Annotated in this window: 7 protein-coding genes; 4 read left to right on the top strand and 3 right to left on the bottom strand. The window is 48.5% G+C overall.

Features of this window, described 5'->3' with window-relative positions:
• Positions 1–36: 36 nt before the first annotated feature.
• From MTR11_RS11855 to fdhF, 3 genes are all read right to left on the bottom strand, one after another.
• Complete coding sequence (locus MTR11_RS11855; protein ID WP_005391248.1) at positions 37–408, bottom strand: hypothetical protein; 372 nt, start codon at positions 406–408, stop codon at positions 37–39.
• Between the two features lie 176 nt (positions 409–584).
• A complete protein-coding gene (locus tag MTR11_RS11850; protein ID WP_413777593.1) occupies positions 585–1,532 on the bottom strand; it encodes an endonuclease/exonuclease/phosphatase family protein in 948 nt (315 codons plus the stop codon).
• A gap of 72 nt (positions 1,533–1,604) precedes the next feature.
• Positions 1,605–5,873, bottom strand: a complete 4,269-nt coding sequence (gene fdhF / locus MTR11_RS11845; RefSeq protein WP_243327608.1) for a formate dehydrogenase subunit alpha — start codon at positions 5,871–5,873, stop codon at positions 1,605–1,607.
• A gap of 244 nt (positions 5,874–6,117) precedes the next feature.
• Between fdhF and MTR11_RS11840 the strand changes: the two genes are divergently transcribed.
• The 4 genes from MTR11_RS11840 (at position 6,118) to MTR11_RS11825 (ending at position 13,138) form a co-directional block, all read left to right on the top strand.
• The gene (locus MTR11_RS11840; RefSeq protein WP_005391253.1) at positions 6,118–6,537 is read left to right on the top strand and encodes a hypothetical protein; all 420 of its coding nucleotides are present in this window, start codon (positions 6,118–6,120) and stop codon (positions 6,535–6,537) included.
• Between the two features lie 218 nt (positions 6,538–6,755).
• Positions 6,756–8,177, top strand: coding sequence for a TolC family protein (locus tag MTR11_RS11835; RefSeq protein WP_053313547.1), 1,422 nt, complete (start codon positions 6,756–6,758; stop codon positions 8,175–8,177).
• 102 nt (positions 8,178–8,279) lie between these two features.
• Positions 8,280–9,995 (top strand): efflux RND transporter periplasmic adaptor subunit, encoded by a 1,716-nt coding sequence (locus tag MTR11_RS11830; protein ID WP_053313546.1) that lies wholly within the window; start codon positions 8,280–8,282, stop codon positions 9,993–9,995.
• Between the two features lie 2 nt (positions 9,996–9,997).
• Positions 9,998–13,138 carry an efflux RND transporter permease subunit gene (locus MTR11_RS11825; protein ID WP_243327606.1) on the top strand — a complete coding sequence of 1,047 codons (3,141 nt, stop codon included), beginning with the start codon at positions 9,998–10,000 and terminating at the stop codon, positions 13,136–13,138.
• Positions 13,139–13,181 lie beyond the last annotated feature (43 nt).

Below are 13,181 nucleotides of genomic sequence, written 5' to 3'. Positions count from 1 at the left end.
AATTTAGTTTTACCGGACTTAACTAAGCAACTCACCTTAATAATATTCGCCGTACGAGCAGTCTCGTAAGTCTGAAATACTGTAGTTTTTCAACGAGTTAATTTTGAAGTTAAACACCACCTGTTTACAGACGACACCTTCACGATCGGTATAGGTAATAAAGCCTTCACTGTAAGCACGTTTGCCATCAGAAGACGTAACATCGGCCACGAGTTCTAAATGCCCTTTGTGAGCTTCTACGCGGTTCATCATTTCAAACACATCCATCCACTCTTCACGATTTGCCATTTGTATCAACATGGATTTGGCCTGTGTTTCCAACTGCTGCGGATACACGTAATAACGGTTGTAACCAAAGTATGCGCACATCAGTAATAGAACGAGTGCAAATGAGGTTGTTCTTGTCATGCAAGCTGCCTCTTGTTGTTATAAAAATCCTGCTTCGTTAGTTCAGTATAGGAAGCAAGCAAAGTTTAGGTCATGGAACTTGCTCAAATAACAGAGAACAGTCAGAGACAGTCAATTCTATGAAAAGCTCAGTACCGGTTTTACTTATGAAACATGACAAACTCTAAGGGCTTGAACTATGGGATATGCACACCGATCTGGGTTGTCACCATGCGGTGATCTGAGCCTTGAGGAAAAGCAGAGGATTCACGAGAGCAGATGATTCGCTGTCCTTGCTCAGATTTTAGCCACAAATGATCAATACCTATCATCATCGGCTCTGGCACGTTGATGCCTTTGATGTTAGTTGGCCAGCTCGTCACTGGCGCGGTTTGGAAACTCGGGAACAGCGCAGAAAAACGAGGGCTAACCGAGGAGAGATTGAAATCCCCCACAACCAACACCTCTGGCTCAGGATAAAGCGCGGTCAGCGTTTCTATGGTTCGCACCAGCGCATTTCTTTGATGCCAAAGCTCGCTGGTTCTTGGTGACGGAGGATGAGCTGCAAACAAAGTGATCGGTGCTTGACCTTTAGGCAACCAAGCCGCTCTGATGACTTCTTGTCCATTTGGCGCACGATAAACCGAAACTTCCGTGATGGGGTGTCGACTAAGAATCATCAAATTTGAAGGGTACCCTACGTCACGTTGGCCACCATAATAATGCGGATAGATATCATCCAACATGTGCAAGACGCTGCCAACACGCGGCGTCAGATCTTGCATCACCACCAAATCAGCAGGATGCCTCAACAGATAGTTGATGAACTGATTGATGTCTGAGTTTTCGTAAAAAAGATTGAATTGAATGACGCTCAAAGACTGCGGGCAAGACGCCACATGGCTGCGCTGCGACGGAACAAGGAGCGAGACAAACAAAATAGCGACAAAGGCAGAAAATGCACTTTGCAACCATCGACGAGTGATGAAAAACGCCGAGGCTAACACAACGTAAGTGAACACAATGAGGGCGGGAATCGAGGTAAGATTCTCCGCCCACCAAATATGTTCAATTTGCCTGACCGCCAGCCAAATAAGAGCGGGTAGAAGCAATATGACCCACTTAAAAACGCTCGACACACGCACTGCTCGTTTCGCTATTACATATCATAAGCTTAAATGCAATTTCTCAACTCGCCAGTGCGTGAAGCGTTGATGTTAGATGTGGTGTACCGCCTCCTCGACAGGCTCTGGTTGAGCGGCCGTTTCACTGATTTCAATCTTAACCGCTGCGACTTTGAATTCAGGAATTTTCGCATGCGGGTCCGTTGCCGTAGTCGTCAAGCGGTTGACTGGCGATTCAACGAAATGGAACGGGATAAACACGACGCCTTTTTGCATTCGCTTGGTCACAAACGCATCAATTTCGATGCTGCCACGACGAGTCGACACTTTTAGGCGCTGACCATTATGGATACCAATTGCTTCTGCATCTTCAACACTGATCATCGCTCTTGGCCCAGCAAGGTTATCCAACCCTTTCGTTTTGCGTGTCATCGTACCGGTGTGGAACTGTTCTAGCACACGCCCTGTTGTAAGCACCAAAGGATACTCTTCATCAGGCAACTCAGCTGCATAGCGGAACGGCACGCCCACCATTTGCCCTTTCCCTCGGGTAAATTGGGTTTGGTGCATAATACGAGTACCGTTTGGATTGTTCTTGTTACTTGGCCATTGAACACCGTTCGGCGTGATCGCGTCCCAGCGCAACCCTGCATATTGCGGCGTTACACGCGCGATCTCGCTAGTGATTTCAGAAACACACTGGTAATGCCAATCGCTACCCATCGCGTTTGCGATCGCTTGAATGATCCACCAATCTTCTTTCGCCTCACCCGGCGCTTTCACTGCTGCATTAACGCGCTGCACGCGTCGCTCAGTATTGGTGAAGTGACCGGATTTTTCCGCAAATGAACAAGAAGGCAATACCACATCCGCGTACTGCGCCGTCTCGGTGAGGAAGATGTCTTGCACGACCAAGAAGTCGAGTGCTTCCAACCCTTCAATCACGTGTGCTTGGTTTGGATCGCTAAGTACTGGGTTTTCGCCCATGATATACATCCCGCGAACTTCTCGTTTGCACGCCGCATCGATGATTTCCGTTAGGGTAAGCCCTTGCTCAGAAGGTAAGTTCGGCGCATCCCACTCAATCGCGAATTTCTGACGAACAATCGGGTTATACACTTTTTGATATCCCGGATAACAGTTCGGCAAAGCGCCCATATCACACGCACCTTGTACGTTTGATTGACCGCGCAGTGGGTTAATACCACCACCCTCAATACCGATGTTGCCACACAACAATTGCAGGTTTGCAATCGAACGAACGTTGTCGTGCCCTGTTGTATGCTGGGTAATACCCATTGAGTAATACACCGCCGTGCGTTTTGCCGTACCAATCATTCGCGCCATCGCGAAAATATCGTCCGCTTTTACGCCCGTAACTAACTCAACTTTGTCGAGGTTGTACGCTGGCGACATCACCTCTTGAAGCAAGGTATCAAAGCCGTCGACGCGCTCTTCGATGTATTCTTGATCGTACCAACCATTTTTGATGATTTGCTGCATCACGCCGTTGAGCAACATAACATCCGTACCCGGTCGATGCGCTAAGTACAACTCTGCATGTTCGGCCATGTCCACTCGTTTCGGGTCTGCCACAATCAAGCGTGCCCCGTGATGACGAATCACCTGCTTGATGTGCGAAGCGATGATCGGGTGCGCAGATGTGGTGTCAGAACCGATAATAAAGATCACATCGGAATGCTTAATGCTCGGAATGTCGTTGGTCATCGCACCACTCCCCAACGATGCTTCAAGCCCTGTCACACTTGATGCGTGACACAAACGTGCGCAGTGATCAACGTTGTTCGTACCAAGTTCACGACGGATGAATTTTTGAAACGCGTAGTTATCTTCGTTAGTGGTTTTCGCTGAAGAGAATCCGGCCAGTGCGTTGCTACCAAAATCTTGCTTGATGGTCGAAAGCTTCGAAGCCACTAGCTGAATCGCTTCGTCCCAACTTGCTGGCTGCAACCAACCATCTTTACGAATCAGTGGTGTCGTTAAACGCTCTTCGCTGCTAATGAAATCAAAACCAAAACGGCCTTTCACGCACAGCATACCTTGGTTAACCGGCGAATCCGCCCCTTTTACATAGCGGATTTTGTTTTGTCGCTCATCGACAAACATGGTCAACTTACAACCCACACCGCAGTAGGTACAAATGGTGTCGACGGCTTTTAGGTGTTCGGTTCTACCTTGAGAACGATCACGGCTGTCCACCATCGCGCCCGTTGGACACGCCTGAACACACGCCCCACATTGCACGCATTTTGAATCGCCCATGAGCGTCAAACCGCTGCAACTTGCGCCTTTTTCATCGGAACGGAATCGTGGACGATCATCTGGTCGTAAAGCTGGTCGGCCATTTTTATCCGACACAAAACTCAACACACCATGTACCGCTTGCTCACGGCATGCTTGAATACACTGACCACAACTAATGCAGCGGTTAGCATCAAATTCAATGAACTCTGAACTGTGGTCTACTTCGTATTTGTGACGAAGATCTTTCGCACGTAAATCGAGCCAATCTTGATGACCAATCACGCTAGCAGAGGAAACGTCCATGGAAACATCGAAATGTTGCTCGGCATGATATTCCGTTGAGTAATCTCGCAAGGCACAGTCAGTATTCGCCTGGCAACCACACTCTAAGCAGCGCGCCGCTTCTTTCATGGCCTCTTCGTTATCAAAGCCCAGTTCCACTTCAGCAAAACTCTGCTCACGCTGCGCTGGCGTCAACTCCGGCATGATTGAACGAGCAACTTTTTGGATATTTTCGAAATGAAGTGGGTCAACCTGCGCCAGTTTTTTCTCTTTACGAGAGTTGAACGCAGGTTTCGGCATGTCCGCCATATCGCCATTGAGGAACAGATCAATCGCTTTTGCCGCAACTCGCCCATCGCCCACCGCTTCAACCGCTGTTGCAGGACCACGACGAAAATCACCGATACTGAAGATATTGCCCGTACCCGTGTGCATGGTTTGAGCATCGGATTCAGATGTGTTCCAACGCGTTAGAGGAATGGAGAGCTCATCGTTTTCTAAGAAGCTGAGATCCGGCTTTTGCGATACCGCTGCAATCACGGTATCAAATGCTTCAGTAAATAACTCACCCGTTGGTTTCGGACTACGACGACCAGACGCATCTGGCTCACCTAACGCCATTCGTTCTAATCGAATTGCCTTCACGCGGCCGTTTTCATCCGCGATGTTTTCCGCCGGATTCGTTAAGAAATGGAACTTCACGCCCTCATGTTCAGCTTCGACGATTTCGTAGTCTTCGGCTGGCATTTCGTCGCGAGTTCGACGATAGATCAAAGTGGTATCGGCACCCGCACGACGCGCCGTACGCGCACAGTCGATCGCAGTGTTACCACCACCAATCACGGCAACTTTTTTGCCCGTAACGTAGTTTTGCTCTGTAACGTAATCTTTCAGGTAATCAACACCGAGGTAGCAACCGCCCAACTCGCTACCAGGATAATTCATTTCTACCGCTTGAGACGCCCCCACTGCCAAACAGACAGCATCGTAGTCTTCACTCAATTGAGACAGCGTGAAATCAACACCAAGCTTTTTGTTGGTTTCAACTTGCATGCCGTTGCGGCACATCAGTTCGATTTCTTTGTCTAGAATGTCTTTAGGTAGGCGATATTCAGGAATGCCATAGCGTAGCCAACCGCCTGCTTTTGGCATGGACTCAAATACGGTGACGTCATAACCTTCATTCGACAAGTAATAACCTGCCGTTAAGCCACCGGGGCCACTACCAACAACGGCGATCTTGCAATGCTTCGCTGGTTTTTTCTCTGGGACATACGCTTCATGCGCCGCTAAATCTGCGTCTGCGGCATGGCGTTTGAGTTGGCGAATGGCAATCGGCTCATCCACCAAAGAACGGCGACACTCACTTTCGCAGAATGCCGGACACACACGCCCAATCGATAACGGCATTGGTAGTGTGCGTTTAATAACTTCAATCGCTTTTTGATGATCGTTTTGCGAGATATGGTAGAGATAAGATTGGATGTCTACCCCAGCAGGACACGCCGTTTTGCATGGAGCTTCACAGTCTGCGTAGTGGTCCGTCATGATTCGGTTGAGCGCTTTTCTGCGGTGCTCACTCAGTTGTTCTGATTGTGTGACGACATTGAGACCGCGGTACACTTTGAGATCACAGGCGCGCTTAGTTCCGCCACTTTCCACTTCGACCACACACAAATCACACGGAATTTTCTCGTTACTTTTGTTCATTCCGCACAGTGAAGGGATTTCGACCCCGCACACTTTGGCTGCTTCCAGAAGGGTTAGCCCCTCTTCTACAATTCTATATTTTCCATCGATGACAATTTCTATCATACAACCCCCGAAGCAGGCACACTAAACCTTACATTCTATAAGGATAAACCCTACCATGGAAAGTTCGTGTGACAAAAAACTCACTAGCGAGATATTTCTTAGCGATTAATATGTCCAATTGACTTTAAGATGTAGAACTCATTATCTCGAAGTGGGGTCGGTATAATCCTTGACTTTACCCCTAGGGTAACCTTTATTATTTAGTGGTTACTCGATATATAAGCTCATTTTGACTGGAAACCGTATGCGTCTGAAATCATTGCATACAATTTGGCTAACGTTATGTACAACGCTGATACTGCTGGTATCTAGCGTGGTAAATAGTGCGCCTTTAATGAGCCTAAAAATGATGTCGAGTGATGCCATGATGTCTGCTCACATGACGGAAATGGCAAGCGAGAACGATCACTGCGGCTCCCCGAGTATGAGCATGGAGATGGCCTCATCGTTGAGCTCCGACTCTGCAGAGATTACCATGAGCTGTGTTGATGGCTCCGGTATGATCCACAATTGCTGTACAGCATCTTGCTCATTCGTTTTTGTCCCATTACCAGTCACTGACAGCCAGCTCTCCCCATTGGCTTGTCGCGCATCCATTGCCTCAGAAATTACCGCACCAGTGGTACAAGTCACCCATGATTTGTATCGGCCTCCGATAGTTTAATCCATACAAAGCATTCGACCCTGCATCGCTTTGCAGGCAGTTTCTTTGCGCCTAACTGATAGCGTGCTCACCTCAGCTATTCGCTCGTAACTCCATTTGTTACCTGCTATTTAGCGATAAAAAAGTGCGTCATCCGTTTGGCAAATACCAACGCTCTCCCGCTCGGTTCAATCGATCCCGAAACGCAAAAGAGCTTGGTATCAATTTGGATGTAAATTATGGAATTCAACCCAAATCGCTTAGTGGCACCAGTATGCTCACTGGCTCTGGTTGCCCTACCTGCTTTCAATGTGGTGGCACAATCGCCAGCCAATACGAAAGCACAACAAGAAGCGCAAGCTCAATCAATCCAAGCTCAGTCAACCAATGAGCTAGCAAACCTCATTAGCGTTGCGTTGAGTAACGATGGCAACCGTAAGCAGTTCTATGCTCAATCGGAAGCCATGCGTGAAACAGGCGTAGCCAGCGCAACCTTGATGGACCCGAAATTGAAAGTCGGTTTTGGTGGTTTGCCTGTCGATAGCTTCAAATTTGACGAGGATCCGATGACCAATATCTCCGTCGGTTTGATGCAACAGTTCGAACGTGGCTCGACGCTCGATCTTCAACAAAAGAAAGCCAATCAACAAGCCGATGGTTTGTCGTTGCAAGTTCACGCACGGGAGCTTGAAGTGGCAAACAGCATGACTCAGCTTTGGTTGGAGCTGGGCTATCAGCAGAAAGCAGAGCAAATTTTGCTAGAAAACCGTCGGCTCATGACGGAAATGGAAAACTTCATTCAAACCAATTACTCAATCGGCAAAAGCGAAGCGCAAGATTTACTGAATGCACAGCTTCAAGTGAGTAAGTTGGATGAAAAGCTGCAAGCCAACGCACAAATGCAGCGCCGTTTGGTCTCGCAACTCTCAGAATGGTTGGGCTCTGACTGGCTCAATACCTATACCCAAAACGGACGCTCAACACTTCAAGCCAGCAACACACTGACTTGGGCGTCATTAAACCAAAAGTTGTCTGCAAATAACGAAACGACCAAGCACTACCAACAGTTGAGTGAGCACCCGATGGTAAAAATGGCAGACGTAAGTATTTCTGCCAATGAAACTCAAGTGGACATTGCAGAGCAAGCTTACACACCTCAATTTGGTGTGGAAGTGATGTATGCCTATCGTCAAGCCAACAATATGAAAGGCGAACCAGCATCGGATTTGGTGAGCGCGTATCTAACGATGGACATTCCCCTGTTCACTGGCAATCGCCAAGACCGCAACTTAGCTGCCGCCCAGTATCAAGTGGGTGCCGCTCGTTCACAAAAAGATACGTTACTGACTCAGATGAACGCAAAGGTCAACACATTGCTGGTTGATCGCGCCAACTTGAGTCAGCGTTTAGAGCGTTATCAATCCACCTTACTTCCCCAAGTTCAAGCTCGTATTCACGCGGTAGAAAGGGGCTATCAAAACAACACCGCACAGTTTAACGACGTGATCATGGCAAGCACAGACGAGCTGGCGCTAAAGCTCGAACAGCAACGTCTTATTACCGATTTAAACATCGTAAACAGCAACTTAGCGGCTTTATTGGGTGGTTTCGAATATCAAGTATCCGCACCCAACATCACGACTGAAGCAAGCGCGAACTAAAACAAAACATGAGAGAACCCAAGTTTGGGGACGATGGCGAATGCACACCAATAAACAATCAACATCGCTGTCATGCCTCATGGGGAAAATAAGGAATTAGGAATGAGTTCAAATTCAATCAAGATAGCAACCATCGCTCTGCTTGTTGGCGGGGCACTAGGGTTTGGCGTTAATCAGTACCTATCTGGTGCAAACCACGACATGAGCGGCACAGGCGGTAGCGCTGCGAGCAGCTCAAACGAGCCACTCTATTGGGTTGCGCCGATGGATCCAAATTATAAGCGCGACAAACCGGGCAAATCGCCAATGGGCATGGACTTGATCCCAGTGTACGCTGAAGATCTCGCGGGTGAACAAGACAAACCCGGCACGGTAAAAATTGACCCATCAGTTGAAAACAACTTAGGTGTAAAAACCGCTCAAGTCTCTGTAGAGCAACTTTCACCTCGGATTGAAACTGTCGGATATATCGCGTTTGACGAAAGTCATTTGTGGCAAACCAACGTTCGCGTGGCTGGCTGGGTTGAAAAGCTTTACATCAATGCCGTGGGTGAAAAGGTCAACAAAGGCGACGTGCTGTTCACGCTGTACTCGCCTGAGCTAGTCAAAGCACAAGAAGAGCTGCTGAACGCCTACCGAACTGGGCGTAATGGCCTGGTGAAAGGCGCGACAGAACGTTTAGTGACACTGGGTGTTGATCGTTCTCAAATAAAAGCCATCGCTCAACGCGGGAAAGCATCGCAAACTATTGAAATTAAAGCTCCGGAAGATGGCGTCATCGCGAGTTTGAACGTTCGTGAAGGTGGTTACCTATCCCCTGCTCAAGCGGTGATCAGCGCGGGCCCACTTGAAAATGTATGGGTAGATGCCGAAGTATTTGAGCGCCAAGCTCACTGGATGAAAGCAGGAAGTAGCGCCACTATGACGCTTGATGCTATTCCAGGCAATGAATGGAAAGGGGTTGTCGACTACGTATACCCTATTCTGGATCCTAAAACTCGTACCTTGCGTGTACGCCTCAAGTTCCCTAACCCGAATGGCGATCTTAAACCTAATATGTTTGCCAACATTGCCCTTCAACCAGTCACTGATAACGCGGTTATGACGATTCCTAAGTCTTCCGTTATTCGATCCGGCGGTATGACCCGAGTCGTGTTGTCTGAAGGCGATGGTAAATACCGCTCAACGCGCATCAAAGTCGGGCGTGAAGCCGACGACAAAATCGAGGTGCTGCAAGGTCTGTCTCAAGATGATCGCATCGTAACCTCTGCGCACTTTATGTTGGATTCGGAATCGAGCCAAACGGCTGATCTATCCCGTATTTCATCACCTACTGAAGCCAAAGTAGAAACAGTTTGGGCTAAGGGTGAAATCACCGATGTGATGAAAGATCACCGTATGTTGACCATTAATCATCAGCCCGTAGCAGAGTGGAATTGGCCGGGTATGGTCATGAACTTTACCCTCGCAAATGACGTTGATGTGGGCACTCTGCAAAAAGGCCAAGCTATCGAGTTTGAAATTCAGAAAACAGAGTCCGGTCAATATGAAGTCGTTGACTACAAAGCCGATGACAGCGTTGTCGTGACTGACGTATGGATTACCGGAGATATCAGCATGTTGATGGCGGATTTTGGGATGATAACTCTCAACCACCTCCCAGTTGCAGAATGGAACTGGGAGGCAGGAGAGATGAACTTCTCTGTGGGTGATGAAGTGGATCTATCCGGATTCAAAGAAGGTCAGAAAGTACGGTTTTTAGTTGAAAAACAAGGAGCTGACTACGTCTTGAAGCAACTTGAAGCGGTTGAGGGCTAACTATGATTGGAGCAATAATCCGTTGGTCGATCAAAAACCGTTTCATGGTTTTGATCGCAACCTTAGCGCTTGTTTTAACCGGACTTTACAGTGTAAAGAATACACCTGTAGACGCCATTCCGGATCTTTCTGATGTTCAGGTGATCATCAAAACAAGCTACCCAGGCCAAGCACCTCAAGTAGTTGAAGATCAAGTTACTTACCCGCTAACCACCGCCATGCTCGCCGTACCAGGAGCGGAAACCGTTCGTGGTTATTCATTCTTTGGTGACTCATATGTTTATATCATTTTTAACGATGATACCGACATGTACTGGGCACGCTCGCGCGTTTTAGAGTACCTAAGCCAAGTAGCACCTAAATTACCACCAAGTGCAAAACCGACATTAGGACCAGATGCAACGGGTGTGGGCTGGGTCTACAGCTATGTACTGCAAGATAAAACTGGCAACCATGATCTTGCTGATCTACGCAGTATGCAAGACTGGTTCTTGAAATATGAGCTGCAAACCGTCGATGGCGTCTCTGAAGTCGCAACCGTTGGCGGTATGGTGAAGCAATATCAAGTTCAGATTGACCCAGCTAAGCTACGTGCTTACAACCTGACACTGCAACAAGTGAACATGGCGATCCAAAACGGCAATCAGGAAACGGGTGCCTCTGTTGTTGAAGTAGCAGAAGCGGAACATATGGTTCGCACTACAGGTTACCTAACGAGTATTGAGGATATTGAATCACTCCCGCTCAAAGTGACAGAGAAAGGTACACCGCTCTTATTGGGCGACATTGCTGACATCAACTTAGGTCCGCAAATGCGTCGCGGCATCTCGGAGCTTAACGGCGAAGGTGAAGCGGTTGGTGGCGTTATTGTCATGCGATTCGGCGAAAACGCGAGTGAAGTCATCAGCAAAGTTAAAGACAAACTGGAAGATTTACAGCGCAGCTTACCGGATGGTGTAGAAATCGTGCCTACTTACGATCGCTCCACGCTGATTAACGCTGCCGTAGAAAACTTGTGGAAGAAATTGGCGGAAGAATTCATCGTCGTGGCGATTGTTTGTGCCCTCTTCCTATTTCACATCCGTTCGTCTTTGGTGATCGCTCTGAGTTTGCCCGTCGGTATTTTATCCGCGTTTATCGTCATGCATTCTCAAGGCATTAATGCCAACATCATGTCGCTCGGGGGGATTGCCATCGCCATCGGTGCAATGGTGGATGGTGCCATCGTAATGATAGAAAACGTCCACAAGCATATTGAACGAACGCCTCTCACGGATAAGAACCGCTGGCAAGTGATTGGCAAAGCCGCTGAAGAAGTGGGCGCACCCCTGTTCTTCTCACTGCTTATCATCACGTTAAGCTTTGTGCCAGTGTTTGCACTGGAAGGTCAAGAAGGCAAGATGTTCTCCCCTCTCGCCTTTACTAAGACTTATGCGATGGCCGCTGCGGCAGGTTTGGCAATTACCCTCGTACCTGTGCTAATGGGGTATTTCATCCGTGGCAACGTATTACCAGAGCATAAGAATCCAGTAAATAGAGGCTTAATTGCGCTGTATCGCCCGTTGCTGAATACCAGCCTCAAGTACCCTAAGAGTATGATCGTTATCGCTTTAGGCCTAATGGCGTCAGCTTACTATCCAACCAGTCAACTGGGTAGCGAGTTCATCCCACCATTGGATGAAGGCGATTTGATGTACATGCCGACCACCTACCCGGGCATTTCCATCGGTAAAGCACGTGAGTTGGTTCAGCAAACGAACAAGCTGATCAAAACCGTACCGGAAGTTAAAACGGTTTGGGGCAAGATTGGCCGTGCAGAAACGGCCACCGACCCTGCACCACTCACCATGATTGAAACGGTAATTCAGCTCAAACCTCATGACCAATGGCGTGAAGGTGTGACCACTGAGTCATTGCGCAAAGAGTTCGACAATCTCGTGCAGTTCCCGGGGCTAACCAACGCGTGGGTAATGCCGATCAAAACGCGTATCGACATGCTTGCGACGGGCATTAAAACGCCAATCGGGATCAAAATCGCAGGCCCAGACCTGAAAGAAATCGAAAAGATTGGCGCGCAGTTAGAACCTATCTTGAACAACGTTCGCGGCACTTCATCGGTTTATGCGGAGCGTGTCGCGGGTGGCCGTTACGTAACGATTGATATCAAACGCCGCGCAGCTGCGAGATATGGATTGAGCATCAAAGACGTTCAGCAAGTCATCTCAACCGCTGTCGGTGGTATGAATGTTGGAGAAACCATTGAAGGCTTGGAACGCTACCCGATTAACGTTCGCTACCCGCAAGACTACCGTGACTCGGTTGTTAAACTGCAAAACCTACCACTGGTAACCCCCAACGGCGCGCGCATCGCACTCGCAGACGTGGCAGATATTCGTTATGAAGATGGTCCACCGATGATCAAAACCGAAAACGCGCGTCCAAACGGTTGGGTTTTCGTGGATATCGAAGGTCGTGACCTAGGCTCATACGTCGTGGAAGCACAACAAGTAGTAGCAGATCAACTTGAATTACCTGCGGGTTATTCGCTGGCTTGGTCAGGTCAGTACGAATACATGGAACGCGCCAAAGACCGCTTAAGTGTCGTAGTACCAATCACTATTGCGATCATCATGATGCTACTTTACTTCAGCTTCCGCCGTGTGGGTGAGGTGCTGATTATCATGCTGACGCTGCCTTTAGCAATGGTTGGTGGCTTATGGCTGATGCATTATCTGAACTACAACTTCTCTATTGCCGTGGGGGTTGGGTTTATCGCCCTCGCCGGCGTTGCGGTGGAGATAGGCGTCATCATGCTGGTGTATCTCAACCAAGCGTGGCACCACCGAAAACTGGATGCAGAAGAGAAACAACGACCGCTTCAAGCGCGGGATCTTACAGACGCAATTCGCGAAGGCGCTGGCTTGCGTGTGCGGCCTGTCATGATGACCGTATTAACGGTAATCATTGGTCTTATTCCAATCATGTACGGTGAGGGGACAGGCTCTGAAGTGATGCAACGCATCGCTGCACCGATGATTGGTGGCATGGCCTCTGCCCTGCTGTTAACACTGCTTGTGTTACCCGCCATCTTCAAGCTGTGGAAACAGCGTGAAGTGAAATCAACTCAACACCAAGACAAATAATAACGAGCGCCATTATTCAGAGAGTAATGGCGCGATAGCTCAT

Origin of the sequence: Vibrio sp. CCB-PB317, from assembly GCF_022808245.1 — a bacterium.
In the GTDB taxonomy this organism is placed as follows: domain Bacteria; phylum Pseudomonadota; class Gammaproteobacteria; order Enterobacterales; family Vibrionaceae; genus Vibrio; species Vibrio diabolicus.
Note: the sequence above shows the minus strand (reverse complement) of the source record. Positions and strands in the feature narration are given on the sequence as shown.

Bases quoted from the DNA above. Each gene is read 5' to 3' on its own strand.
- fdhF (WP_243327608.1), bottom strand. From the start codon at position 5,873: ATGATAGAAATTGTCATCGATGGAAAATATAGAATTGTAGAAGAGGGG.
- MTR11_RS11825 (WP_243327606.1), top strand. From the start codon at position 9,998: ATGATTGGAGCAATAATCCGTTGGTCGATCAAAAACCGTTTCATGGTT.
- MTR11_RS11835 (WP_053313547.1), top strand. From the start codon at position 6,756: ATGGAATTCAACCCAAATCGCTTAGTGGCACCAGTATGCTCACTGGCT.
- MTR11_RS11840 (WP_005391253.1), top strand. From the start codon at position 6,118: ATGCGTCTGAAATCATTGCATACAATTTGGCTAACGTTATGTACAACG.
- MTR11_RS11830 (WP_053313546.1), top strand. From the start codon at position 8,280: ATGAGTTCAAATTCAATCAAGATAGCAACCATCGCTCTGCTTGTTGGC.
- MTR11_RS11855 (WP_005391248.1), bottom strand. From the start codon at position 408: ATGACAAGAACAACCTCATTTGCACTCGTTCTATTACTGATGTGCGCA.